This window comes from Deltaproteobacteria bacterium (genome assembly GCA_016875395.1).
Classification (GTDB): Bacteria; Myxococcota_A; UBA9160; order UBA9160; family UBA6930; genus VGRF01.
On the sequence record VGRF01000012.1, the window covers coordinates 47,963 to 73,271 of the forward strand.

General features: G+C 71.3%; 17 protein-coding genes. 9 read left to right on the forward strand and 8 right to left on the reverse strand.

What is annotated here, in order from left to right:
• Positions 1–23 precede the first annotated feature (23 nt).
• The 4 genes from FJ091_11240 to FJ091_11255 form a co-directional block, all read right to left on the reverse strand.
• Positions 24–449, reverse strand: a complete 426-nt coding sequence (locus FJ091_11240) for an OB-fold domain-containing protein (protein MBM4383931.1) — start codon at positions 447–449, stop codon at positions 24–26.
• A gap of 142 nt (positions 450–591) precedes the next feature.
• Positions 592–1,068, reverse strand: coding sequence for a ferritin-like domain-containing protein (locus FJ091_11245; GenBank protein ID MBM4383932.1), 477 nt, complete (start codon positions 1,066–1,068; stop codon positions 592–594).
• 272 nt (positions 1,069–1,340) lie between these two features.
• Entirely contained in the window at positions 1,341–1,886 is a 546-nt protein-coding gene (locus FJ091_11250) for a J domain-containing protein (GenBank protein ID MBM4383933.1), read from the reverse strand.
• 11 nt (positions 1,887–1,897) lie between these two features.
• Positions 1,898–4,213, reverse strand: a complete 2,316-nt coding sequence (locus FJ091_11255) for an Hsp70 family protein (protein MBM4383934.1) — start codon at positions 4,211–4,213, stop codon at positions 1,898–1,900.
• A gap of 292 nt (positions 4,214–4,505) precedes the next feature.
• Between FJ091_11255 and FJ091_11260 the strand changes: the two genes are divergently transcribed.
• Positions 4,506–5,246 (forward strand): YebC/PmpR family DNA-binding transcriptional regulator, encoded by a 741-nt coding sequence (locus FJ091_11260; protein MBM4383935.1) that lies wholly within the window; start codon positions 4,506–4,508, stop codon positions 5,244–5,246.
• Between the two features lie 116 nt (positions 5,247–5,362).
• Here the strand turns inward: FJ091_11260 and FJ091_11265 are convergent, their stop codons facing one another.
• Positions 5,363–5,998 (reverse strand): hypothetical protein, encoded by a 636-nt coding sequence (locus FJ091_11265; GenBank protein MBM4383936.1) that lies wholly within the window; start codon positions 5,996–5,998, stop codon positions 5,363–5,365.
• Positions 5,995–6,300, reverse strand: a complete 306-nt coding sequence (locus FJ091_11270) for a hypothetical protein (protein ID MBM4383937.1) — start codon at positions 6,298–6,300, stop codon at positions 5,995–5,997. The genes FJ091_11265 and FJ091_11270 overlap by 4 nt, the downstream gene beginning before the upstream one ends.
• A gap of 298 nt (positions 6,301–6,598) precedes the next feature.
• On the opposite strand from FJ091_11270, the gene ruvC reads away from it, so the two are divergent.
• From ruvC to FJ091_11295, 5 genes are all read left to right on the forward strand, one after another.
• Positions 6,599–7,324: a crossover junction endodeoxyribonuclease RuvC gene (gene ruvC / locus FJ091_11275; GenBank protein MBM4383938.1), complete on the forward strand. Its 726-nt coding sequence runs from the start codon at positions 6,599–6,601 to the stop codon at positions 7,322–7,324.
• Complete coding sequence (gene ruvA / locus FJ091_11280) at positions 7,321–7,938, forward strand: Holliday junction branch migration protein RuvA (GenBank protein ID MBM4383939.1); 618 nt, start codon at positions 7,321–7,323, stop codon at positions 7,936–7,938. Before ruvC ends, ruvA begins: the two co-directional genes overlap by 4 nt.
• Entirely contained in the window at positions 7,935–8,966 is a 1,032-nt protein-coding gene (gene ruvB, locus FJ091_11285; GenBank protein MBM4383940.1) for a Holliday junction branch migration DNA helicase RuvB, read from the forward strand. The genes ruvA and ruvB overlap by 4 nt, the downstream gene beginning before the upstream one ends.
• 63 nt (positions 8,967–9,029) lie before the next feature.
• Positions 9,030–11,546 (forward strand): protein kinase, encoded by a 2,517-nt coding sequence (locus FJ091_11290; GenBank protein MBM4383941.1) that lies wholly within the window; start codon positions 9,030–9,032, stop codon positions 11,544–11,546.
• A gap of 223 nt (positions 11,547–11,769) precedes the next feature.
• Positions 11,770–12,678 carry a UDP-3-O-acyl-N-acetylglucosamine deacetylase gene (locus tag FJ091_11295; GenBank protein MBM4383942.1) on the forward strand — a complete coding sequence of 303 codons (909 nt, stop codon included), beginning with the start codon at positions 11,770–11,772 and terminating at the stop codon, positions 12,676–12,678.
• Between the two features lie 48 nt (positions 12,679–12,726).
• On the opposite strand, the gene FJ091_11300 is transcribed toward FJ091_11295, so the two are convergent.
• On the reverse strand, positions 12,727–13,080 hold the full coding sequence (locus tag FJ091_11300; protein MBM4383943.1) for a PilZ domain-containing protein: 354 nt from the start codon (positions 13,078–13,080) through the stop codon (positions 12,727–12,729).
• A 7-nt stretch (positions 13,081–13,087) separates the two neighbouring features.
• Positions 13,088–18,400, reverse strand: a complete 5,313-nt coding sequence (locus tag FJ091_11305; GenBank protein ID MBM4383944.1) for a hypothetical protein — start codon at positions 18,398–18,400, stop codon at positions 13,088–13,090.
• Between the two features lie 2,672 nt (positions 18,401–21,072).
• Between FJ091_11305 and FJ091_11310 the strand changes: the two genes are divergently transcribed.
• The 3 genes from FJ091_11310 to FJ091_11320 are packed head-to-tail and all read left to right on the forward strand — an operon-like array spanning position 21,073 to position 25,160.
• Entirely contained in the window at positions 21,073–23,340 is a 2,268-nt protein-coding gene (locus FJ091_11310) for a HAMP domain-containing protein (GenBank protein ID MBM4383945.1), read from the forward strand.
• A complete protein-coding gene (locus FJ091_11315) occupies positions 23,333–24,697 on the forward strand; it encodes a sigma-54-dependent Fis family transcriptional regulator (protein MBM4383946.1) in 1,365 nt (454 codons plus the stop codon). Before FJ091_11310 ends, FJ091_11315 begins: the two co-directional genes overlap by 8 nt.
• Positions 24,687–25,160 (forward strand): GNAT family N-acetyltransferase, encoded by a 474-nt coding sequence (locus FJ091_11320; GenBank protein MBM4383947.1) that lies wholly within the window; start codon positions 24,687–24,689, stop codon positions 25,158–25,160. The genes FJ091_11315 and FJ091_11320 overlap by 11 nt, the downstream gene beginning before the upstream one ends.
• Positions 25,161–25,309: the final 149 nt, after the last annotated feature.

Below are 25,309 nucleotides of genomic sequence, written 5' to 3' on the forward strand. Positions count from 1 at the left end.
AGTGTCTCCTTGCTCGCCTGTTGTTAGGCGCGCGCCTGGAAGAAGTAAGAGATGTAGGAGTTGCCTTCGCGATCCTTGCGGCCGAGCGCGTCCTTGTAGACGACGTCGACCGGCATCCCGAACTTGATCTTCTCCGGGTTCGGATCGATCCCGATCAGGTTGCCCTTCACCGTGCCGCCGCCGTCGAGATCGACGACCGCGGAGATGTACGGAACCGCGACGCCGGGGAACGAGCGCGTCACGATCGAGTAGACGTAGAGCTTGCCGGTGTTGGCGAGCTTGGTCGCGCTCAGCTTCCCGCGCGTGCCGCACTTCGAGCACACCTCGCGCTCGCCGAGGAAGATCGCTCCGCAAGCGCCGCACTTGTGACCTTCGAGGTAGGGATCTCCGTTCTCGGGCAGCTTGAGGAAGTCGACTGCCGGGAGCGGCTTCTTGGCCGCGTCTGACATTGGGGGGTCTCCTGGGATTCGCGAGAGATTTCGCGGAAGGCGCGAGGATGACTTAGCCCCGAAGCGTCGGCTAGCAGCGACGGGCCAGAGAAGCGAGGCGGCCGCAGCAGGCGAAGCGATTTCAGGGACTCGCGCTTCCGGCCTACCCGCCCAGCAACGCGAGGGCTTCACGGACGCGCCCAGCGTGGACCGTCTCCTCGCGCCCGTTCTGCCTCAAGAGCTTTTGGATCTCGGCGTTCTCCTCGGCGTCCGCCCACTTCTGGTAGCCCGCGTCGCCTTGCAGCTCGCCTTGCACGATGCCCGCGAGCATCTCACCCGTGACGGCGTCGGGCAGCGCGATCGCGAAGGGCGCGAGGTCGCGCGCCTCGGGCTCCCAGCTGCCGCCGAGCTTCAGCGCGATCGCGCGCCGCAGCCGCTCCGCATGTCCGCGCTCCTCGCGCGCGTTCTTGCGCAGCAGGTCCGCCGCCTGCGCGTTCGCGAGGCGGTCCGCGAGCAGGTTGTAGAAAGTCTCGCCCGCGTTCTCGAGCCGGAACATCAGCCGCATTTCCTCGACCCCGAGCTTGGGAATCGAATCGAGCGACGCGGCCAGCTCGTTGAAGTCACCAGAATCCGTAGACATGCGCGCTCCTCAGAAGAGTGAAGCGCGCAGGAAACCTCAACTCGCGCAAAGAAGCGACAGAAGAAACCAGGAAGCGAAGCGGCCCCGCAAGCTGGCGAGATGCGAGGACAACGAACCGCGGGCTGGATGTGTGCCGCAAGCCGCGAGCGCCCAAGCAGGTGTGCGCTCGTTGCGTGACGCGGCGCGCAGCGAGCCGGAGTCCGCGGAGGCGAGCGAAGCACAAGGAAACGCGCGGAGAGCACGAGCCCCAGTTACGAAGAAGAAGAGCCGACCTACCTACCGATCGGCGGTGGCCCGACCTGTCCCGGCGGCGCATTCCGAAGCGCCACCCGAATCTGCTCCGCGAACTTCTTGAACCCGTCGTTCCCCGGCTCGAACGTGAGCGCCATCTTCATGTTCCGCGCGGCCGAGGCGAGGTCGCCCTTGTCGAGGTCGGCCCGCGCGAGGCCGAAGAAGCGGCGGCCATTGGGCGTCTTGCCGAGGTAGTCGTCGAGGGCCTGCTTGTCCGCGCGCGTCTCCGCTTCGGCGAGCGCGATGCGCGTCTGGCCGCTCGCGAGCTGCGCGTCGTAGGCCTGGCGCCGGCGCTGATCGCGCAGCACCTGGTACGCCTCGCTGATGCGCTTCGCGATCCGCCCGAGGGCCTCCGCGTCGGCGCCGGTGAGGTGACGGTTCGCGTCGGGGTGCAGCTTTCGCGACGCGCCGTAATAAGCCTGCTTCACCGCCGACGCCGCGGCGCCGCGCTCCAGCTCGAGCAGCTGGTAGTAGTCGAGCTCGTCGACCAGCCTCGCGAGCGCGCGTACTTCAGCAGCAGAGATCACGGCGCCAATCCCTACTCGTCGTCGTGGTGGTATCGCGAGAGGTCGGCACCGTGATCGAACAGGCTCTCGGCGCCAGTCATCAGGTCGGGTGCTTGGCCCGGGTCACCGCTCGCCTCGATCTCGATCCCTTCGAGGTCGGCCTCCTCGATCTCGGCCACCTCGGCCAGGATCTCGAGATCGTCGATGAGATCGAGCGCCTCGGCTTCGGGAGCTGCCGCGCTCGTCGCGGGCTTCGGCGGCTCGGCGGCCTCCACGGGCGCCGCGTCGCGCGTCTGCGTGTCTTCGTTCGCATCGGCGCGCGCCCCGCTCGGCTGCGTCGAGTCGAGGGCGAGGTCGAGGTCGAGATCGTCGGCGTCGTCGATCAGGTCGCTCGTGTCCTCGCTGTCGATCACGGCGACGTCTTCGGGCGCGCTCGGCGCGATTGCAATCACCGCCGGCGCCTTCGGCGCAGCCTTCGCGACCGGCGCGGCAGGCTTCTCCGCTGCAACCGGATTCGCCGCGACCGGCGCAGGCGCAGGCTGCGGAGCGGAAGGCGCCGCCGCGGGCTTGGCAGCGGCAGGCGCAGCCGGCTTCGGGGCCGCCGCGGGCTTGGGCGCGGTGGGTGGTGCTGCGGGCTTCGCTACGGCCGCGGGCTTCGCCGCTGGCGCAGAAGCAGGAGCCGCCTTCGCGACCGGCGCGGGCTTGGGCGCAGGCTTCGGCGGCGGCGCCGGCTCGATCTCCTGATCGGGCGCGGCCTGCGTTTGCACGCGGTCCGTGCGCTTCGCCTGGACGATCTCGTCGAGCTCGCCGTCCGAGAGGCCCGACGAGTACGTCAGCGTGGTCGCCGCGACCTTGCCGGTCTCCTGGTCCTTCGCCTGCACGTTGAGGATGCCGTCGGCGTTGATCTCGAAGGTGACGTCGATGCGGACACCGCCGCGCGGCGCCTTCTTGAACCCGCTGAAGTCGAACTGCCCGAGCAGCTCGTTCTCTTCCGCGCGGCGCGACTCACCCTGACACACGCGGATCTGCACGCGCTCCTGGTTGTCTTGCGTGGTCGTGAAGCTGCGCGTCTGCTCGATCGGCACGGGCGTGTTGCGCTCGATCACGGTCTCGGCGAGCCCGCGCGCGACGCCGATGCGCAGCGAGAGCGGCGTGACGTCGAGCAGGAACGCGCCGCCGCCCGCCGCCTCTTCCGTGACGACATCGCCGACGAGCGACGCCGCGTGGATCGAGGCGCCCATCGCGACGACTTCGTCGGGGTCGACGTCGGTGCGCGGCTCCTGCTGGAAGTACGCGCGCACGTGGTTGCGAATCAGCGGGAGCCGCGTCGGGCCGCCCACGAGGATCACGCCGTCGAGGTCGCGCGCGACGAGGCTGGCCTGCTGCAGCGCTTCGTCGCACACCTTGAACGTGCGCAGCACGAGGTCGCCCACGAGCGACTCGAACTCGGCGGCCGTCAGCATGCGCTCGATCGAGATCGAATTGCCCTGCGCGTCCTTCGCGATGTCGGGGATGCGGATCTCCGCCTGCTCCTCCACCGACAGCGTGCGCTTCGCCGCCTCGGCCGCGGCCTTCAGCTTCTCGAGCGCGTAGATGTCGCTGCGCAGGTTGGTGCCGTGCTGCGAGACGAACTCGTCGGCGAGCAGGTCGATGATGCGGTCGTCGAAGTCGTCGCCGCCGAGGTAGGTGTCGCCGCAGGTCGCGAGCACCTCGAACACGTCCTTGCCGATCTCGAGGATCGAGATGTCGAAGGTGCCGCCGCCGAAGTCGTAGATCGCGACTTTCTGCGAGAGGCCTTTGCCGAAGCCGTAGGCGAGCGCCGCCGCCGTCGGCTCGTTGAGCAGCCGGAGCACCTCGAGGCCGGCGATCTTCCCCGCGTCCTTCGTGGCTTGGCGCTGGTTGTCGTTGAAGTAGGCGGGCACCGTGATCACCGCCTTCGTGACGGGCTGGCCGAGCCGCGCCTCCGCGATCTGCTTCATCTCCTTCAGCACCATCGCGGAGATCTCGGGCAGCGAGTACAGCTCGTCGCGGATCTGGATGCGGACGCTGTGGCCCGGGCCGTCGAGAATCTTGTACGCGCAGATCGCGCGCGCCTTCTTCACTTCCTCGCTGAACGAGTAGCGGCCGATCAGGCGCTTCGCGGACGCGACGGTGTTCTGCGGATCGAGGATCAGGTTTGCGCGCGCGGCGTTGCCGACCTGCACGCTGCCGTCCTCGTGGAAGGCAACCACGCTCGCGGTGATGCGCTCGCCGTAGCCGCTCGGAAGCACCTCGACCGTGCGGCCGCGGGCGATCGCGACGCACGAGTTGCTCGTTCCGAGATCGATGCCGACCGCGATTTCCGCCATGCGCCCTCCGCCCGCGTGTGCGGGACTCCACGGCTGCGTATCGGCGCTTCACGGCGGTCCCCTTGAGATTGGAAAACGCCGGCTGCCGCGGCGGCTTCGCGCGCAACTCGAGTGCGCAAGCGGAGCGCGCCGCGAGGCGAAGCCGAGCGAAGTCGAGTGCGGTAGCGGGGCGCGCAGCGAGGCAAAGCGGCGCGAGGTTCGAGCGTGCCCGTGGCGTTCTGGAGCCGCCGGGACGCTGGTTGCGCATCCTGCGGCGTTCTCCTAGAGGGAGCCTTTCTGCAGGGAGTGACGCATGTCCGGCCATTCGAAATGGGCGACGATTCGGCGCAAGAAGGGCGCGATCGACGCGAAGCGCGGGAAGATCTTCACCAAGCTGATCCGCGAGATTCAGACCGCTGCCCGCATGGGCGGCGGCAGCGTCGACGGGAACCCGCGGCTGCGCCTCGCGGTCGAGAAGGCGCGCTCCGAGAACATGCCCAAGGACACGATCCAGCGGGCGATCCAGAAGGGCTCCGGCGGCGGCGACGGCTCGAACTTCGAGGAGGTCGTGTACGAGGGCTACGGCCCCGGCGGCGTCGCGATTCTGATCGAGGGCCTCACCGACAACCGCACGCGCACGGTCGGCGAAGTGCGCCACGCCTTCTCGAAGCACGGGGGCAACCTCGGCGCGCAGGGCTGCGTCTCGCACCTGTTCGAGAAGAAGGGGCAGGTCGTGCTCGAGGGCGTGAACGGCGACGCCCTGATGGAGGCGGCGCTCGAAGCCGGCGCGGACGATGTCGTGGAGTACGAGGGCACGTTCACCGTCGTGACGCGGCCGAGCGACCTCGAAGGCGTGAAGGCGGCGCTGGAGAAGGCGGGCTTCGCGACGAAGAGCGCGGAGATCACGATGCAGGCGTCGACGCAAGTGCCGCTCACCGGGGACGCGGCGGAGTCGATGGTGAAGCTGGCGGAGGCTCTGGAGGACCTCGACGACGTGCAGAACGTTCACGCGAATTTCGACATCGCGGCGGAGGAGCTGGCGCGGATCGCTTGAGCCCCGATGGCCGCGGTCAAGAGTTCCGCAGCGACGAGACGAGTCGGAGTACGGAGCACAGCGAGTAGAAGGGCATGCCGCGGCGCCCCGCTCTTCTGCGCGTGGGACCTTGCGGATCAGCGGATTTGAGAATCGAGCGCAGCGACGGCTTTCTCCAGCACCGCCTCGCCAACAAGCCCGGTCACAGCGAGCCCCAGCAAGTAGCTCTTGATTGCTGGCGGCATTCCCGAGCTCGCGAGCGCATCGATCTGGCGCGCGAGAGACTGCTGTTCCTCGGCGGAAGCGTTCTGCATCAGCGCCATGCAGAACGCGGGGAGTCCCTCTTTCGCCTTCTCGAAGTCGACGTTCGACATGATGCGGACAACGGATTCGGCGCGCGGCGCAGCGCGACCGCGATCGACGGCGCGATCTACCGCCTGCAGAAGAATCTGGAGCAGAGCCGAGGGCCCAATTCCGACATCTTGGTCACCGCTTCGCACGGTGAAGAACGCCGTACGAAAGATCGCCATCGCGCCCAAGCCACTCAGGAGCACTTTCGCTACCGGGGAAGTGATCCCCGCTGGCCAAGTCAAGGATTCCGCCATGAGGAATGCCGCGATCGATGCGACAGCATTGATCGCCACGTAAGAGCCGCCCGGCGCGGTCCGCAGGGCCCGCGCAGGGGCATCGCGGTACCGGCCAACGAGCTCGATCCCGCCAACGGCCTCTCCCAACAAGCACGCGAGCAAGGCATTCCCGGTGTCGGGGCTCATTCCGCTTCACTCTGCTTTGCAAGCCGGAGCATTCGCTGGCCGTCGGGGGTGAGGCGTGCGAACTCGTCATCCCCCTTTGCCTCGAGATCGACAAGCCCCTCCGACCTCAGAACGGCGAGTGCCTTCGCGAATGCCAATAGGTCGACGCGGAGCTGCCGGCGCAGGGCGCCAACTTCGATTTCCCCGTCCGCGAGTGCTCGAATGAGTTGCACGGGGGTCGCGCTCGCGGGCTCGGATGCCTCGCGCCGCTGCTTGAGCGCACCTAGAAAGGCCGAGATCTCGAATCCGGCTTTTGCGCCCATTGAGTCCTCCTCGAACGCGCGGACGATAACGCTCACGGCTCGATTGCGGCGGTGCAGCCGAAGCTCTCGGGTACTCGAACCCATCTCAGAGTTTCGGACCGAGCCCGGCGCGCGGATTTTGCCAGCTGGCGAGGCGCGCGAGCGAAGGTGCATCCGTCGATTTTTCGAGCGAAGCGCAACGAAGCCAAACGGACAAGGACGCGCGCCCGGCTATGGGAGGAATTTTGAGATGGGTTCTAGAGTGGTGCAGCGCTATCCCCTGCGCGCGATTGGCTCTCCTCCCTAATAGGTTCAGCGCATGCGCATCCTCGGGATCGATCCGGGCACGAATGCGACGGGGTTCGGCGTCGTCGAGCGCGCCGGCGCGCGGCTTACGCACGTCGCGCATGGCACGCTGCGGCCGGTGCGGGCGCAGTCGATGGCGGCGCGGCTGGCGGAGATTCACTCGGGGCTGACGGCGCTGATCGCGCTGCACTCGCCGACGCACGTCGTGATCGAGAAGATCTTCGTTGCGGCGAGCTCGCGTTCGGCGCTCGTGCTCGGGCAGGCGCGCGGCGTGGCGCTCGCGGCGGTCGGCGCTGCGGGGCTGCCGTTCGACGAGATCGCGCCGCAGCAGATCAAGCTCGCAGTGACGGGAAACGGCGCGGCGGAGAAGGTGCAGGTGCAGGCGATGGTTCGGCGGCTGCTCGCACTCGACGCGACGCCGCAGCGCGATGCGGCCGACGCGCTCGCTGCGGCGATCTGCCGCGCGCAGAGGCAAGGCGCGACTTCGCGCGCGCTGCGCGCGCTCGAGGGCGCGCCCGTCGCGGTGAGTGAGGCGCGCCGGCTGTACGAGCTGAGCGCGAGCCGAAAGCGCGGTCGCGGCGCGCGGGCCGCGCAGTTCGTGCTGCGAAACTCCGGCGCGGTCGCTGCTGCCCCGACCGGACGCGGCTCGGGAAGCGCAAGCGACCCAGCGCCGCGAGGCAGCACGGTGCGCGCGCCGCGAGCCGAAGGCGAGCGGAGCTCGCAAAGGACGACGCGGTGATCGCGCGGCTCGAAGGAGTGCTGCTCGAGCGCACGCCGACGCGCGTGGTGATCGACGTGCGCGGCGTCGGGTACGAGGCGTGGATTCCGCTCTCGACGTTCTCGCAGCTCCCCGACGACGGGAAGACGGTCGCGCTGCGCGTGTACACGCACGTGCGCGAGGACGCGCTCGTGCTCTACGGCTTCGCCAGCGAGGCGGAGCGCGCGGCGTTCGAGTTGTTACTGCACGCCAGCGGCGTCGGGCCGAAGCTCGCGCAGCGCATTCTCTCGGGCATCGAGGCCGCCGCGCTCGTGCGCGCGATTCGCGCGAGCGATCTCGCGACGCTGCGCACCGTGCCGGGCGTCGGCGCGAAGCTCGCGGAGAAGATCTGCGTCGAGCTTCGCGATCGCGTCGAAGAGCTCGCGGCGTTCGCGAGCGAGGGCGCGGCCGCGCCGGCGCGCGCGCGTGCGGGCGACGACGACGGCACGCGCGCGCAGCTCGTCTCGGCGCTGCTGAACCTGCAAACGCCGCGGCCCAAGGCCGAGCGCGTCGCCGACGACGTGCTCGAAGAGCTCGGCGCGAGCGCAGGTCTCGGCGAGCTCGTGCGCGCCGCACTGCGCAGGCTCGCCCGATGAGCGCGCCGATTCTCGAGAAGGCGCCGCTGCCGGGCGAGGCCGCGTTCGAGGACAAGCTACGCCCGCAGACCCTCGCCGAGATGGTCGGGCAGGACCGCCTGCGCGAGAACCTCGCGGTCTTCATCGCCGCTGCGAAGGGGCGCGGCGAGTGCCTCGATCATCTCCTCTTCTACGGCCCGCCGGGCCTCGGCAAGACCTCCCTCGCGCGCATCGTCGCGCGCGAGATGAACGCGCAGTTCCGCGCCACGAGCGGGCCCGTGCTCGAGCGCGCGAGCGATCTCGCGGCGCTGCTCTCGAACCTCGAAGCGAACGACGTGCTGTTCATCGACGAGATCCACCGCCTGCCGCCCGCGGTCGAGGAGGTGCTCTATCCGGCGATGGAGGACTTCCAGCTCGATCTCCTGATCGGGCAGGGCCCGAGCGCGCGCTCGCTGCGCATCGACTTGCCGCGCTTCACGCTGGTCGGCGCCACCACGCGCGCCGGTCTGCTCACCTCGCCGCTGCGCGATCGCTTCGGCTGGAGCGCGCGGCTCGACTACTACCCCACCGCGGATCTCGTGGGCGTGCTCGTGCGCAGCGCGAAGGTGCTCGGCATCTCGCTCGAGCGCGACGCCGCGGGCGAGATCGCGCAGCGTTCGCGCGGTACGCCGCGCATCGCGAATCGACTGCTGCGCCGCGTGCGCGACTTCTCGGCGGTCGAGCACGGCGCGGACGCCGCGGTGGGCGCCGAGATCGCGCGCTTCGCGCTCGAGCGCCTCGACGTAGACGCTGCTGGGTTCGACAAGCTCGACCGCGCGCTGCTGCTCACGCTGATCGAGAAGTTCGGCGGCGGACCCGTGGGGGTGGAGACGCTCGCCGCCGCGCTCTCCGAGGACCGCGGCACGCTCGAAGAGCTGGTGGAGCCGTTCCTGATCCAAGGCGGCTTCCTCGATCGCACGCCCCGCGGCCGCGTCGCCACCCGCCGCGCCTACGACCACCTCGGCATCGCGCCGCCTGCTGGGGGAGCGGGTCAGGGACACCTGTTCTGAGGGCGTCGCGGACCTGCAAACAGGCCCTCAGTAAGGCACGCCGCCCTTCCGATACGGCCCCGGATGATTCGCGCCGTTACGACACTCGTTGCGCTCGTGTGCATTGCGCTGGGCGGCTTCGGCCTCGCGAGCGCACTCGCGCCTGAGAACGGCGCGGTGAAGGCGGCCGCGGGCATCGTGGAAAAAGCCGCGACTGCGGCGGGCGCGGCGGAGCACGTTCAGAAGCTCGTCGGAGTCGTGCCGGGCAGCGCGATCGCGGCCGTCGGGCTCGCGCTGCTGCTGTTTGGTCCGAGCGGCGGCCCGAGCGCGCGGCAGGAGCGCGCTCCGAGCGGCGAGGCTGCGAAGCCGAGCGCGCGCGGACTCAAGAAGGCCGAGAAGTCCGCAGCCGCGCTCGCCAAAGACGGCGACCCCACCGGCGCTGGGGAGCTGTGTGTCGATGCGGGCCTGCCCGATCTCGCGGTGAAGTACTTCGTCGAAGCGCGCGAGTTCGCGAAGGCCGCCGACGTGCGCCAGGGCCAGAACAAGCACGACGAGGCCGCAGACCTCTACCTCAGCGCCGGGCGCTTCGAGAACGCGGCGGCCTTGTACGCGACGCGCCAGCAGTGGGAGAAGGCGGCGGACTGCTACCGCAAGGCCGGCAAGATGAGCGTCGCCGCCGAGATGTACGAGAAGGCGGGCAAGCTCATCGCGGCCGGCGAGTGTTACATGCGCTGCGAGTTCTATCGGCATGCGGCGCAGGCGTTCCTCAAGCAGCACGACTGGTCGCGGGCAGCCAAGGCTGTCGAGAAGGCGCTCGAGGAAGAGCTCGCTTCGCCGACGATCGGCGACAACAAGGAGCGCGCGCGCGAGCTGAAGAAGCTCGTCCTGCAGGCAGCGAAGCTGCACGAGGAGGGCGGCGACATCGAGGCGGCGCTGAAGGCGCTCGTCGGGGGGCAGCTCTGGGGCGCCGCTGCGGAGCTGGCGGAGAGCAAGGGCCCGTTCGAGCGCGCGGCCGACTTCTATCAGCGCGCGAACAACGTGCCGAAGGCGGCCGAGGCGTTACGCCGGATCGGAGAGAATGGCGCGGCCGCGCAGATGCTCGGCGAGCACCTGCGCGACAAGGGCGAGGACGCGCAGGCTGCGCAGCTGCTGGTCGAGGCGGGCGACTTTGGCTCCGCCGCGGACCTCTACCGCAAGCTCGAGGACTGGAAGCTCGCCGGCGATTGTTACGAGCGCGGCGGCGACAACGTGCGCGCGGGCGAGATGTATCGCCTCGCGACCGAGTGGGAAGCCGCCGCGAGCGCGTACGAGAAGGCGCGCCAGTTCCGCGAGGCAGCCGAGTGCGTTTCGCAGCTCGGCGACGGCCGGCGCGAGGCGAAGCTGCTGGCGCAAGGCGGCGCGCACTTCGCGGCAGCGCAGGTGTTCGCGCGCGAGGGCCTCGAGGAAGACGCGATCAAGCTGCTCCAGCAGGTGCCCGAGCGCAGCGGAGATTTTCGCGAGGCGGCGGCGTTGCTCGGCGAGATCTTCCGCAAGAAGGGCAAACACAGCCTCGCGCAGAAGAAGCTCGAGCAGGCGATCGCGGGCGAGCCGCTCAGCGCCGCCAACGCCGAGCTCTACTACCAGCTGGCGTCGGTGCACGAAGCGGCGAACCAGCCGCGCGCCGCGATCGAGCTGTACGAGAAGATCCTGGCGATCGACTTCCACTTCCGCGACGTCGATGCGCGGCTCGAAGCGCTGCGCGTACAGGTCGAGACGCAAGACTCGCCCTCGGGCGTGCCCGGGCTCAGCGACTCGAAATCAGGCGAGCCGCGCCCGGCCCGCTACCGCATCGACCGCGAGCTCGGCCGCGGCGGCATGGGCATCGTGTACCAAGCGACGGACCTCGTGCTCGACCGCCCTGTCGCGCTCAAGGTTCTGCCCGACGGCCTGCGCGACAACCCGCAGGCGCTTCGCAACTTCATCCGCGAGGCGAAGGCCGCTGCGAAGCTGAATCACCCGAACATCGTGACGGTGTACGACGCTGGCGAGCAGAGCGGCCGCACCTACATCGCGATGGAGTACGTCGACGGTACGACGCTGAAGGCGGTCGTGAAGCAGCGCGGGCCGCTCGCTCCGCGCGCGATCGTGCACGTGCTCGCGCAGGTGTGCGAGGGCCTCCACTACGCGCACTCGCAGAAGGTGATCCATCGCGACATCAAGACCGCGAACCTGATGTGGACCCGCGAGAAGAAGGCCAAGATCATGGACTTCGGGCTCGCGAGGGTCGTCGAAGGGGTGCTCAACCACTCCACGCTCGTGTCGGGCACGCCCTACTACATGAGCCCGGAGCAGACCGAGGGCGGGGCGGTCGACCATCGCAGCGACCTCTACAGCCTCGGCGTCACGGCGTTCGAGCTGGCGACGGGACAGGTGCCGTTCAAAGAAGGCAACGTGGCCTACCACCACGTGCACACGCCGCCGCCGGACCCTCGCTCTCTGCGCGCCGAGATCCCCGCCGCGCTGGCGGAGCTGATCCTCGCATGCATGGCGAAGAGCCCGGCAGATCGCCCTCAGGCTGCACAAGACGTGCTCAACCGGCTGCGCGCAGTCGTCGCAAGCTGACCGGATCGCCCCTGAGATCGTGACGATCTCGTTACGGTCGTGACCGAGTCATCACCAAAATGGGTGACGGGCCGGGGGTGTTTCAGTGACGAGAATCACGCTATCTGCTCGCAATGCCGCCGGATCACGACGCAGCGAGCGAAGCCGCATCGGCCGGCACGGCGATTGCTGTGCGCTCCGAAGTCGCCCGGGGGAAAGCCGCCCGGCGCCGGCGGAGGGGTGAATGACGCAACGAACGATTGCCGAGAAGGCGACCTGCACGGGCGTCGGACTGCACTCGGGGGGGGCGGCCACCGTGTCGCTCTTCCCGGCGCGTCCTGGCACTGGCGTCGTGTTCGTTCGCAGCGACCTCGAGACCCCCGCCGAGATTCCTGCTCGTCGCACGGCACTGGCATCTACTCGGCTCGCGACCACGCTCGGCCGCGGCGAGGCGACGATCGGCACCGTCGAGCACCTGCTCGCCGCAGTCTCCGCGTCTGGCATCGACAATCTGCGCGTCGAGGTCGATGGCCCCGAGATTCCGGTGATGGATGGCAGCGCCGCACCGTTCCTGGCTCTGCTGGCGGCGGCGGGCACGTTCGACCAACGCGTCGCTCGCCGCGTGATCCGCATTCGCAAGCCGATCGCGCTTCGCGACGGCGACCGCGCGATTCGGGTGACGCCCGCGCCGCGCCTCACGCTCACGTACTTCGTCGAGTACCCGCACGCGGCGATCGGGAAGCAGCGTCTCGACGCGCTCGCGATCGACGCCGCAAGCTTCGAGCGGGAGCTCGCGAGCGCCCGCACGTTCGGGTTCCTCCAGGAAGTCGAGGCGCTGCGCCGCGGCGGTCTCGCGCGCGGGGGCAGCCTCGACAACACCGTCGTGCTCGACGAGCAGCGCGTCCTGAACCCAGGCGGCCTGCGCTTCGCCGACGAGTTCGTTCGCCACAAGGCGCTCGACCTGATCGGCGACCTCGCGTTGCTCGGGATGCCGCTACTCGGCCACGTTGAAGTCGAGCGCGGCGGGCACGCGCTCCACCAACAGCTCGTCGAGCGCATCCTCGCGACGCCCGAGGTGTGGGCGATCGAGACGTCCTACACGCCCGCACTTCCGCAGAGCGACGAAGACCTTTCCCTCGCAGCGACGGCGTAGCGAGCGAGGCGCGCGGCGGGCGAGAGTCGTCGCCCCGTCAGAACGCGGCTAGACGCCGGTGGGCTCCCAGTCCTCGAGCTCGTGCGCGAGCCGCGACGCCGCGACCGGATCGGTGAACTCGACGCCGATGCCCGGCGCGCGCGCAGGGCCGATGCCCGGCGGGCCCGCCGCCATCACCCACACGACGCGCGCCTCGATCTCGTGAGGCTCGCTGCCGGGCAGCGCGAAGCACGCCTTGAAACGAGCGCCTGCGCGCGTCGGCTCCTCGGTCTCGATGAACATGCCGCCGGCGCCGAGCGTGGTTGCCCACTCCGAGCGCTGCTCGCTGTCGATCGCGTAGTCCACGCGCACGCGCACCGTGCGGCGCCGAAAGCGCCTTCGCGGCGGCGCGGCTGCGCTCATGGCCGCCTCACAGCCCCGCGAGCCAGGCGTTCACGGCGAGCCGTAACAACTCGCGCGCCTCGGCATGGGCTGCCACGCGCGCGCGTAGATCGACCTCGGGCGGGAGCGTGCGCGAGGCATCGGGGTCGTCGGACTGGATCCACGCCACGAACGCATCGCGCAGGCTCACCTCGCCGCGGTCCACGAGCACCGCGCCCGCGAGACCGCGCAGCGCGCTGCGCCATGCCGCGAAGTCGATCGCGGCGAGCTCGTCGCCCGAGCGCGCCTCGAGCACGCGGCGGATGCGCTTCTTCGCGCGCCAGCCGAGCGCCGTCGAGAGCGTGTTGACGAGACTCGACTGCGCCGAGACCGTTTCGACTTCGCTGCCGAGGTCGGCGACCAGCTGCAGCGTGCTGGCGAGCTCCGCCGTCGTGAGCGGCACCAACGCGGGTGCCGAGAGCTCGCCTTCGACCGCAGTCAGCGCGCCGCGGAAGCGCGCTCTCGCGTCGCCAGCGTGAGGTGAGGCTGCGGAGTGCGCGCCGCCGAGCGCCTCCGCGAGATCGTCTTTGGCTTCGAGCGCGAGCCTGCGCGCGAGCTCGAAGCGCGCGTCCGCGAGCGCTGGCTTCGCGGCGAGCGCGAGCGGTCCACGCGTCGGCGCCTCGCGCGACTCCTCGGCAGTCGCAACGCCGAGCGCGCGGAGCAGGCTGAGTCCGTGCGCCGATGCGCTCGCGTTGCCGCGGCCACGCGCGATGCGGAGCAGGCCGCGCAGCGAGGCGAGCCGCGCGGGATCCTGCGCGAGCAGCTCGCGGTGATGCGCGATCGCCTCGTCCCAGTGCGCCTGGCGGTGCAGGAGCAAGTCCGCGAGCGCCTCACGCGCTTCGCGATTGTCGCCGCCGAGCGAGGTCGCGTCGCGATAGGCCGCGATCGCGCCATCGACGTCTTCGAGCGGTCCCGCGAGCAGCCGGCCGAGCTGGTGCAGCGCCGTCGCGCGCGGTCCGCGCGCATCCTCCGGCGCGCCTGCTGCGAACTTGCGCAGCACGTCGGCTGCCGCGGCCCAATCGCCGAGGCCGCGATAGAGCCGCGCAGACGAGAGCGCGGCCTCGCTCGCGCGCGGGCTGGTCCGCGCCGCTTCGGCGAACGCATCCGCAGCGGCGCGCACGTCGCCGCGCTGCTCGAGCGCGCGCCCGCGCAGCGCCGCGAGCCGGCTGCGCAGCAGCGGCTCGTTCGTTTCGAGCGCGCCGGCGCTCGCCGCGTCGAGGACCTCGCTCCAGCGCGCCCCCTTCGCGAGCAACTCGGCGAGCAGCGCCCACGCTTCGGCGAGCGCTGCGTCCGCGCGGGTCGCCTCCCGTAACAACAGCTCCGCAGCTCCTTCGCGCTGCGGGCGGTTCAGCTCGAGCTCGGCGGCCTGGAGCAGGCGCCTCGCGCGGTCGCGCGGAGCGCCGGCACAGTGCGCCCAGGCGAGCAGGGCCGCGATCGCTTCGGCATCGCGCTGCTCGCGCAGCAGTACCTGCACGAGGCCGGCGTGCGCATCGGCCTGCGCGGGATCGAGGCTCAGGGCTTCGCGGTAGTGCGCGAGCGCGGCGTCGCTCGCGCGCGCGGCCGCTTCGGCGTTGCCGAGCAGCGCGAGCAGCGGCGCGCGATCGCCGGCAGCCTGGCTGTGCTCGAGCGCGCGGGTGAGCGAGCGGCGCGCGCCTTCGACGTCCCCGATCCGCAGCAGCGTGCGGCCGTGCTGCGCGAGCGCCTCAGCGTGATTCGGCTCGATCGCGAGCACTTCGCTGAGCAGGCGCGCAGCGGGTGTGAGGCGGTCGAGCGCGAGCGCAGCGCGCGCGCCCGCGAGCGCTGCGTCGCGGCGCAGCGCGCCTTCGAGCGCCGCTCCTTGGGCGTGCAGCGCCGAGGCGCGCTCTGCGGCCGACTCCGCGCGGGCGAGATCGCCCGAAGCGCCTGCCGCGAGCGCGAGGCGCGCGAATGCTTCCGCGGACACCGGGTCGTCGCGCGTCGCGTCCTCGAGCAGCGCCATGCGCTGCTCCGGCGCCGCGCTCTGCGCGAGCAAGTCCGCGGCGCGCACGCGGCGCTGCGCGGCTTCGCCTCCACCGACGAGCGCGGCAGCGCGCGCGAGCGCGTCGGCCGCCTCGTCGCCCATGCCGAGCCGCTCGCGCAGCGCGGCGATGCGGTCCCAAGCCGCGGTGAGCGACGGCGCTCTCTTGGCGGCGCGCTCGGCGCGCGCGAGCGCGCCGTCGTAGCGCTGCAGCTCCTCGTACGCCGTCGCGAGTCGCAGCTCGTCGTCCGCGAGCGCGTGCGAGTCCGGCGCGTCGATCCACGCCGCGAACGTGGCGACGAAGCGCTCGCGCTCGCCGAGGCGGTCGAGCACGTCCGCGAGCCCTGCGAGCCGCGGCGTCTCGAGCGGCGCGAGCTCTGCGGCGGCGTCGTAGCAGCGCAGCGCGCGCGGAAGCTCGCGCGTGCTGCGATGTGCGATCTCCGCCGCGCGCAGCCAGCACGCCCGCCGGCGCTCGGGCTCCGCGCTCGCGAGCACGGAGATCTCGCTCTCGTAGAGATCGAGCGCCCCGCGCCAGTCTTCCATCGCCTCGAACAGCTGCTGAAGCGCGCGGAGCGCCGAGAGATCGGCAGGATCCGCTTCGAGCGCACTCGCGTAGGCGCGGCTCGCCTTGGTCGTCTCGTCGAGCCGCTTCCAGCGAATCTCGCCAATGCGGCGCAGCAGCGCGGCGCGTTCGCCGGGCGTCGCATCCGCGCGCATCGCGAGCTCGCGCTCGAGCGTGCTCGCCACGTCGGCCCAGCGGCCGAGCAGCTCGCACGCACCGCGCAGACCGCGCAGCGCCGGGAGTGAGTGGTCGTCGCGCGCGAGAGCGGCTTCGAAGGCCTCCGCGGCGAGGCCCGGCTGGTGGAGCACTTCGAGGCGCAGGCGTGCGAGCTCGAGCCACGGTTCCGGGCGCCGTGCCGGGAATGCCTTCAGGTGCTCGCCGAGCCGGCGCGCGAGCTGCACGGGCTCTCCGCCGCGGCGGTACAGATCCAGGAGCAGCGTGCTCGCGCGCTCGCGCGGGCCGGCGAGACTCGCGTCGGACGCGGGCAGCTCGTCGTCGAGCAGCGCGCACAGATGCGCGATCGCGGCGTCGTCTGCCGCGAGACTCGCCGCATAGCGTTCTGCGAGGGCTTGGCGCACCGCACGGCGGCGCTCCGCGAACACGAGATTGCTGCGGTCGAGCGACGCGAGCTCCGCTTCGCTCGCGCGCGCCGCGAGGTCGGGCCGCTCGGCCAGATCTTCGGACAGCGCCCGTAACAAGTCGGAGCGCTCGCGCGATGCGGGCCCGCACTCCGCGAGCGCGGCCCACAGCTGCGCATCGCTCTCACTGCGCTCGCCCAGCGTGCGGGCGACGGCGGAGGCGGCGGTGCGCAGCCCGAGTCGGACGTCGTGCGAAGCGAGGCCGATGCGCGCCTTCAGGACGCCGAGGCGATCGCGCGGGCGATCGAGCACGACGTAGAGCGCGTCGAGCATCGCGAGTACGGCGCCGTCGGCGGGCGCCGCCGAGCGAGCGGCTTCGAGCAGCGCGGCGGCGCGCGCAGGCGCATGCATGCGCTCGCACAGCAGCTGCGCCGCTTCGAGCGAGAGCTCTGCACGGCGGCGCGGCTCGGGCGCGAGCTCGAGCTCCGCTTCGAGCGCTCGCAGCAGCGATTCCGCGCGCCCCGCGTTGCGGTGGGCCTGCGCGATGCGCGCAATCGGGCCTACGTCGCCGGGCTTCGCGGCTCGCAGCCGCTCGAGCCACGGCAGCGAGGCCTCGCCGCCGAGCATCTCGCTCGCGAAGCGCACCGCCTCCTCGATGATCGAGATGCGCGCGGCGGCGGCGTCCGTGGGCGTCGCGGCCAGCTCGCGCTCGAAACACGCGAGCGCGCGCGGCCACTCGGAGCGGTCCTCGAAGATCCCGCGCAGTGCGGCAACCGTGTCGGGCGCGTCCGGAGCGAGCGCGAGCGCAGCCTCGTAAGACGCGATCGCATCGTCGACGCGCGCGAGCGGACCGGCGAGCAGCGCTGCGCGGCGCGTCAGCAGGCGTGCGCGGCGCTGCGGATCGCCGGCGATGCCGGCGGCGCGCCCCAACAGCTCCGCACATACGTCGTGTGCGTTCGCGCGCTCGGCGACGGCGATCGCGCGCGCGAGCGTGTCCGCGTTCTTCGGCTCGAGCTCGAGCGCACGCCGATAGTGGATCAGCGCGCCGGCGGGATCGTTCAGCGCGCCGGCCAGAAGCTCGCCGAGCTCGAGCCGCAGCGGAATCTCGAGCGGACCGGTCGTGCGCGCGAGCTCGGCTTCGAGCAAGCGCGCGAGCGGCTCGCTGCGGCCCTGGCGGCGATAGAGATCGCGCAGCGCGCTCTGCAGGTCGGCGTCGGAAGGGCGATCGGTGAGCGCGCGCCGGAAGGCGTCGGCGGCGGCTTCGAGATCGCCGCCCTCGCGCAGCGCGTCGCCGAGGCGCGTGTTCCACGCGCTGCGCTCGCTCGCCGACTGGGCGGCGCCCGCGGCGCGGCGTGCGAGCGCGACCAGCGCCTCGCCGCGGCCCGCGCGCTCGAGCAGGCGCGCGTAGGGCTCACTCACGATCGCGAGCGTGGCGTCGCTCGCGGCAGCGGGAGCGAGCGTTTCGAGCGCGGCATCGAGCTCGCAGAGCGGGCCCGCTTCGAGCTGCGCGAGCTGGAGCCGCACGGTGGCGGCGCTCGCCGGGTCGCTCGCGAGCTGGTCGATGCGCCGGCGCAGCAGCGCCGCGAGCTGCGGGAGGCGCCCGCTCTGCTCGTAGCGCTCGGCGAGGAACTGCATCGAGCGGCCGGTGGCGACGCCGTCTGCAACGAGCGCCTCGTGATGCGTTTCGGCGCGCGCCAGATCGTTCGCCCGCTCGTGCAGCTCCGCGCAGCGGCCGTGCAGAAGGCGCCGGCGCGCGTCGTCGATGCCGCCGAGCGCGAGCTCGCGCTCGTACGCGGCGCACAGCTCTGCGCCGTCCGCGCGCTCGAGTGCGCTCTGCAGCAGGCGATGCAGCGCGAGGTCGCTCGGCGTGAGCGCGAGTGCGCTCTCGAGGTGGGCGATCGCGCGGGGCGTGTCGTGCATGCGATCGCGCGCGATCAGAGCGAGCTGCTTGTGCGCGGCGGCGTCCGCTTGCGCATCGCCGGAGCCGAGAGAGATCTCGAAGCGCTTCGCGAGCCCCGCCCAATCCTGCGAGTTCTCGAGCATCAGGCGCAGTCGCCGCTCCGCTTCGCCGGCGAGCGCGCTGCCGCTGCTCGCGATCTCGGCGAGCACCACGCGCGCTTCCGGCAGCGCGCGCAGGCGCTCCTCGAGCAGCAGCGCGCGCTCCATTCCGAGCAATGCGCGCTGCTCGCCGTCTTCGGCCAGCGCCGAGCGCTCGGAGAGCAGCTTCACCAGGCGCGTGTCGTCGCCGAGCTTGCGCAGCGCCCGCTCCAGCACGTCGCGCGCGCTCGTGGCGCGGGCTGGCTTCGCGCACCGCCTCGCAGATCGCGGCGGCGTCGGCGGCGCGATCGAGCCGATCGACGAGCAGCTCCGCGCGCTGCAGATCGAGCTCGAGCGAGCGCGGGTCGAGCGGGTCGAGCAGGCGCCGGCGCAAGTCGAGGCGCGCGCACAGCACGTCCCAGCGCCCGATCTGCCCCAACACCTCAGCGAAGCGCGCCTCGGCGTCGTGCGGTGCAGCCTGCGCGTCGACGACATTCTCGAGCACGGCGCCCGCCGCGCGCAGGTCTCCCACGCGATCCATCAGCAAGCACGCCAGCTCGTACCCGCGTGCGGTGCGCTCGTCGCCGCTCGCGACGCTCGCGAGATGCCGCAGCGCAGCGACCTGGGCATCGAGATCGTCGCTGCTCGCGAGGAGCTCGACGACGGCGCGCGCGCTCGAGATCTCTTCCGGCCGCAGCGCGAGCACGGCGCGATGCGCGGCGAGCGCGGCCGCGGGCTCGCCCAGCTCGTGCGACAAGGCAGCGATGCGGCGGCGGTTCACCAGCTGCGGCTCGCCGGAGATGCGCGGGTCGAGCTTCTGGAGCGTCGCGAGCTCGCCCACGCGGTCGCCGACGGCCGCTTGCAGGCGCGCGGCGTGCGCGAGCACCGCGGCGTCTTCGGGGCGCACCGTCGCGAGGCGCCGCAGCCAGTGCAGCGCGCGGGCTGCGTTGCCGCGCTCTTCGTGAATGCGCGTGAGCTCGCACACCAAGAATGCGAGCCGCTCGCGGTCGCTGGTCTCCTCCGCTTCGCGCTCGAACGCGACGAGGATCGCCTCGTCGTCAGCGGTCGCGAGCGAGATGCGCTCGACGCCTTGGCGCGCGCGCCGATCGTCGGGGTTCGCGGCGAGCGCGGCCTGATATCCGTCCTTCGCGCCGTCGAGGTCTTCGCGTTCGAGGCGGAGGTCGCCGACGCGCACCCACAGCTGCGCGGCGTCTGCACCGGTCGCCGCCTGCGCCGCGCTGCGGAGCCGCTCCGCGAGCGCGTCCCAGTGCTCGAGCTTGCGTGCGACGCGCTCGTAGCCGGCGATCGCGGCGCCGTTCGCACGCGCGAGATCGAGGGCCTGCGCGTAGGCGTCGAGCGCCGTCGCGAAGTCGCCGCGCTCCTCCTCGTGGAAGCTGCCGAGGCGCACCCAGAGCGCGACCTCGCGTTCGCCGCCCGGGCGCTCGGAGAGCTGCGATTCCACGAGCTCGACGAACTCTTCCTCGCGCCCAGCCGCGGCGAGCGCGTCGGCGAGTTGTGTCGCCACGTCGTTGCGCCCCGGCTCGCGGGCGAGCGCCTTGCGCAGCTGGTCGATCGCCACATCGCCCGCGCCGCGCGCGCTTTCGAGCTGCGCGCTCTCGCTCAGCGCGTCGATCGGCGCCGCGTCGCCTGCGAGCTCGGTCGCGCGCTTCAGGTGCTTTGCGAGCGCCTCGGTGTTGCCGAGCGCGCGCTCCACGTCCGACAGATACAAGTGCACGACCGGGTCGTTGGGGAAGAGGTCGAGCGCGCGCCGGAACCACTTGCGCGCGTTTTGCGGGTCGTTCGCGCGTTCGAGTTGAACGCGGCCCGCGTCGTGAGCGATGGCGAGCTTCTCGAGGCGGTCCTTCGACAGCGCGAAGCGGCGGTCCTGCAGGTCGTCGAAGGCGCTCCACTTCTGTCCTGCCTCGGCGCGGGCAGCCAGCGCTGCGAGAGCGGACGCCTGACTCGGGTCGTCGGAGAGCGCCTTGCGGAAGTTCTCGGATGCGCGAGACGCGTCGCCGAGCCGCTGCTGCAGATTCGCGAGCCGCGCGAGCGCTGCGCCGCGCTCGGCGCCCTGCAGACCGTGCGAGGCCTTCTCGAGCGAGGCTGCCGCGGTCGAGAGGTCGCCCGCTTGCTCCGCGGCGTTCGCGAGGCCGAGCAGCGCCGGCGCGTAGGTGGCTTCGGCCGCGAGCGCCTGCTCGTAACAACTGCGCGCATTCGCGGCGTCGCCACGCTTCTCGAGCCAGAGCGCGCCGATCTCGCTCGCGAGCTGGGCGCGCTCCGACGGGCGCATCGGCAGCTTCGCCTCGGCGTCGGCGAGCGCGAGCACGGTGTCCCATTCGTCTCGCTTCGTGAGCAAGCGGCGCAGCTGCGTGATCGCGGCGCGCAGCGTGGGATCGAGCGCGGTGGCCTCGCGGTACGCCGCGATCGCTCCGTCGCCGTCGCCGAGCCGCTCCTCGCGCGCTTGTGCGAGGCGCTGCAGCACGCGCGCACGCTGTTTCGGCTGCTTCTCCGCCGTGAGGTCCGTTGCGCCGAGCCTGCGCTCGTACAGCGCCGCGAGCTCACTCCACTCGCCCGCGACGAAGTACGCCTCCTCCAGCGCGGCGAAGGCGACGCCGTCTTCGGGCTTGGCTTCGAAGCGAGCGCGCAGCGCTTGGTTTACGGGCACAGGAGTCCTCGCAGGCGGTTTCCCGGGCTTCTGCCGGTCGTCTGCGTTTCGGCGTTCCCGTGCCCCGTCTTGATCGCCTTTGCTTTCGCGTGGCGGCTCGGTTTGAATTGGCGTGACGCGGGGTTAGGCGAGGACGATGCAGACCGGGGACAGCCAGCCGCCTTTCGAGCGTCGCCCGTTCGGCGAGGCAGAGCGCAAGCGCACGCGGCGGGACCTCGTGCTCGTGCTCGGAGCCCTCGTCGCGCTGGGCGCGGTGATCGGGGTGGAGCAGCGCATCGCGTCGCTGCCGGACTCGGTGCCCTTCGCGGACTCCGTGCCGTTCCTGCTGCTGAACGCGATCTCGGCCGTGCTGATCGTCGTGCTCGTCTACCTCTCGGGCCGCCAACTGGTGCGGCTCTGGTTCGAGCGGCGCGCCGGGATCTTCGGCGCTCACCTCAACGCGAGGTTCGTGCTCGCGCTGTTCCTCGTCGCGACGGTTCCGATGGGGATTCAGCTCGCGGTTTCGTCGTCGCTGATCACGGCCTCGATCAACGCGTGGTTCGGCCTGCAGATGGATCGCGCCATCGACGACAGCGGCGAGGTGGCGACGGCTTATTACGACGCATGGCAGGACATCTCGCAGCACTACGGGAGGCAGCTCGCGAGCGAGATCACCGAGCGGCGCTTGTTGCGGGAAGGCGAGCGCGGGCAGCTCGAGTCGTTCGTGCGCGCCAAGCAGCGCGAGTACGGCCTCGGCGTGGTGCAGGTGTTCCCGTACGGCGAGAGCGAGCCGATCGCGACGCTGGTGAACCCGTCGCAGCCGGACGCCGCGCTCGCGGCGCGCGACAGCGCCCTCGTCACCGCGGCGTTCACGGGCGAGGAAGGCGCGCTCGTCGACGAAACGGGGACCGACGCTGGCGACGTGATTCGCGCCGCGGCGCCGATCCGCTCGTCGGATCCGTCCCGCGCGCAGGAAGTCGTCGGCGTCGTGGTCGTCAACCACGTCGTGCCGAAAGCGCTCGCCTACAAGGTCGATGCGATCCGCGCCGCGGTCGCCGAGTACCGCAACGTGAAGCCGTTCGCGGAGCGGATCGGCCGCGTGTTCACGCTCGTGCTCGTGCTGATCTCGCTCGCCGCGGTGCTGTTCGCGCTGTGGTGGGGCCTGCGCATGGCGAAGGGCGTGACTGGTCAAATTCGCGAGCTCGCGGAAGGCACCGCGAAGGTGGCGAATGGCGATCTCGACGTCGTCGTCACGCCCACGACCGACGACGAGATCGGATTTCTCGTGCGCTCGTTCAATCGCATGACGAGCGATCTCCGCGAAGCGGGCGCCAAGCTCGAACGCGGCCGCGCCGAGCTCGACCAGCGCCGCCGCTACATGGAGATCGTGCTGCGCAACGTCGACGCCGCCGTGGTGTCACTCGACGCCGACGGCCGCATCGGCACGATCAACCGCGCGGCGCTGCGGCTGTTCGGCGTGGCGGATTCGCCGAGCCCGATCGGGCGCAAGCTCGACGAGGTGATCACGCGCGCGGAGCTGCTCGAGGTGCTCCGGGATCTCGCGGCGCAGGCGCGGCCCGGCGTGCGCGAGAGCGTGCGGCGGCAGACCTTGATCGCGGGCGGCGAGGGCGCGCACACGCTGCTCGTGACGCTCTCGCTGATGCAGGACGACGAGGGCCGCGCGCTCGGCAGCGTGGTCGTCGCCGACGACTACACCCAGGAAGTTCGCGCGCAGCGCATGGCGGCTTGGCGCGAAGTGGCGCGGCGCATCGCGCACGAGATCAAGAACCCGCTCACGCCGATTCAGCTGTCGGCGGAGCGCATCCGCCGCCGCTTCCGCGACAAGCTCGCCGTGAGCGACGAAGACGCGCGCGTGTTCGACGAGTGCGTGGATACGATCACCAGCCACGTCGAGGGCATGAAGGTGCTGGTGAACGAGTTCTCGCAGTTTGCGCGGCTGCCGTCGGCGAACCCGCAGCCGGGCGACCTCGACTCGCTCGTGCAGGAGGCCGTGGCGAGCTACGCGGGCGCGAGCGGCGTGCGCTTCCGCGTCGAATGCGCGGGCGATTTGCCCAAGGTCGACTTCGATCGCGAGCAGCTGCGCCGCGTGCTCACGAATCTCGTCGACAACGCCTGCGCCGCGGTGCAGGTGCAGCCCGGCGGCGGCGAGGTCGCGGTCTCGACGCGCCTCGACCACGCGCGCGAGACGGTGCGCATCGAGGTGGCCGACGACGGCGTCGGCATCGCGGACGCCGACCGCGCGCGCATCTTCGAGCCTTACTACTCGACCAAGCCCGACGGCACCGGCCTCGGGCTCGCGATCGTGGCGCGCATCGTCGCCGATCATCACGGCTACGTGCGCGCGCAGCGCAACTCGCCGCGCGGCTCGCGCTTCGTGGTCGAGCTTCCGGTGCGTTATGCCTAACAATCCGGCACGCATCCTCGTCGTCGACGACGAAGCGGGAATCCGCCGCTCGCTCTCGGGCGTGCTGCTCGACGACGGCTACGAGGTGGCGCTAGCCGAAGACGGCGACAAGGCGCTCGCCGCGGTGCGCGAGCGCGCGCCCGACGCGGTGCTGCTCGACATCGCGATGCCGGGGCGCGACGGCATCGCCGTGCTCGAGGAGCTGCGCCGCACGCACCCCGCGCTCGCGGTCGTGATGATGAGCGGTCACGGCACGATCGAGACCGCGGTGCGCGCCACGCAGCTCGGCGCGTTCGACTTCATCGAGAAGCCGCTCTCGCTCGACAAGTTGTTGCTGACGCTGCGCCACGCGCTCGACAAGAGCCGGCTCGAGCGCGAGAACCGCGAGCTGCGCGCGAAGAGCCTGCGCGCCAACGAGATCCTCGGGACGTCGGCGCCGATCGTGAAACTGAAGGAGCAGATCGCGCTCGCCGCACCGACGAACGGCTGGGTGCTGATCAGCGGCGAGAACGGCACGGGCAAAGAGATGGTCGCGAAGCAGCTGCACCTGCAGAGCAAGCGCGCAGCCGGTCCGTTCGTCGAAGTGAACTGCGCGGCGATTCCCGAGGAGCTGATCGAGAGCGAGCTGTTCGGTCACGAGAAGGGAGCGTTCACCGGCGCGATCGCGCAGAAGCGCGGCAAGTTCGAGCTCGCGCACGGCGGCACGATCTTCCTCGACGAGATCGGCGACATGTCGCTGCGCACGCAGGCGAAGATTCTGCGCATCCTGCAGGAGCACAAGTTCGAGCGCGTCGGCGGCAGCGACACGATCGAAGTCGACGTGCGCGTGATCGCGGCGACCAACAAGAGCCTCGAGCGCGAGATCCAGGACGGAAAGTTTCGCGAGGACCTCTACTACCGCCTCAACGTGATCCCATTCCAGGTGCCGCCACTGCGCGAGCGGCGCGAGGACATCGCGCTCCTCGCGCGGGCGTTCGCCACCGAGTTCTGCGCGGAATCGGGCGTGCCGGAGAAGGTGTTCGCGCCGCGAGCGCTCGCGCTGCTCGCCGCGCACGCGTGGCCCGGCAACGTGCGCGAGCTGCGCAACGTGATCGAGCGCCTCGTGCTGATGACGCCCGGCGCGCGCATCCGCCCCGAGGATCTGCCCGACGAGGTGCGCGGCGGCGTGCGCACGAGCGACATCACCGGCGCTTCGCTCGAGGATGCTCGCCGCGAGTTCGAGCGCCGCTTCCTGACGGCGCGCCTGCAAGAGCACGGCGGCTCGATCACGCGCACGGCCGAGGCGATCGGGATGGCGCGCGAGAGCCTCTCGCGGAAGCTGCGTGCGCTGAAGATCCAGGCGCCGCGTGGGGGCTGAGGACGGCGAAGCATCGCGCGCGTTCGAGGTCCGCCCCGCGCGGCTGACCGAGTGCGCGGCGATCGCGGCGCTGATCGCGCGCGTGCTGCCGGCCGACGCTTGGAGCGCGCCGCAGCTGAGCAGCGAGATCGCGCTGCCCGAGGGCCGCGTGTGGGCCGCGAGCGAAGGCGGCGCGCTAGTGGGCTGTCTCGTGGCGCGGCGGGAGCTCGATGCGCTCCACGTGCTGCTGATCGGCGTCGCGCCCGAGCGGCGCCGCAGCGGCATCGCGGGGCGGCTGCTCACGGCGCTGATCGCGGGCGAGCACGGGCTCGCCGAGGCGTACCTCGAGGTGCGCGAGGCCAACGCGGGAGCCCAAGCGTTCTATCGCGCGCTGGGCTTCGGCGTCGCGGGTCGCCGCCCGCGTCACTACGCGAGCGGAGAGGCGGCAGTCCTAATGACTCGAAGCCTCGCGCCCCGCGGGTAGAGGCCCGCTCCGTCGGGCTTTTTCCTTGTGGAAACTGAGCAATCTGGATAGGTTACGCCCGCTTTGAGCGCGCTGAAGAAGTGGGCGTACACCCACTTTTTTCGTTTCTGGGGTCCGCTTTTTCGCGGCCCCCGGGGCGGACGGCGGGC

Bases quoted from the DNA above. Each gene is read 5' to 3' on its own strand.
- FJ091_11240 (MBM4383931.1), bottom strand. From the start codon at position 449: ATGTCAGACGCGGCCAAGAAGCCGCTCCCGGCAGTCGACTTCCTCAAG.
- FJ091_11245 (MBM4383932.1), bottom strand. From the start codon at position 1,068: ATGTCTACGGATTCTGGTGACTTCAACGAGCTGGCCGCGTCGCTCGAT.
- FJ091_11255 (MBM4383934.1), bottom strand. From the start codon at position 4,213: ATGGCGGAAATCGCGGTCGGCATCGATCTCGGAACGAGCAACTCGTGC.
- FJ091_11260 (MBM4383935.1), top strand. From the start codon at position 4,506: ATGTCCGGCCATTCGAAATGGGCGACGATTCGGCGCAAGAAGGGCGCG.
- FJ091_11265 (MBM4383936.1), bottom strand. From the start codon at position 5,998: ATGAGCCCCGACACCGGGAATGCCTTGCTCGCGTGCTTGTTGGGAGAG.
- FJ091_11270 (MBM4383937.1), bottom strand. From the start codon at position 6,300: ATGGGCGCAAAAGCCGGATTCGAGATCTCGGCCTTTCTAGGTGCGCTC.
- ruvC (MBM4383938.1), top strand. From the start codon at position 6,599: ATGCGCATCCTCGGGATCGATCCGGGCACGAATGCGACGGGGTTCGGC.
- ruvB (MBM4383940.1), top strand. From the start codon at position 7,935: ATGAGCGCGCCGATTCTCGAGAAGGCGCCGCTGCCGGGCGAGGCCGCG.
- FJ091_11290 (MBM4383941.1), top strand. From the start codon at position 9,030: ATGATTCGCGCCGTTACGACACTCGTTGCGCTCGTGTGCATTGCGCTG.
- FJ091_11295 (MBM4383942.1), top strand. From the start codon at position 11,770: ATGACGCAACGAACGATTGCCGAGAAGGCGACCTGCACGGGCGTCGGA.
- FJ091_11300 (MBM4383943.1), bottom strand. From the start codon at position 13,080: ATGAGCGCAGCCGCGCCGCCGCGAAGGCGCTTTCGGCGCCGCACGGTG.
- FJ091_11305 (MBM4383944.1), bottom strand. From the start codon at position 18,400: ATGGAGCGCGCGCTGCTGCTCGAGGAGCGCCTGCGCGCGCTGCCGGAA.
- FJ091_11310 (MBM4383945.1), top strand. From the start codon at position 21,073: ATGCAGACCGGGGACAGCCAGCCGCCTTTCGAGCGTCGCCCGTTCGGC.
- FJ091_11315 (MBM4383946.1), top strand. From the start codon at position 23,333: ATGCCTAACAATCCGGCACGCATCCTCGTCGTCGACGACGAAGCGGGA.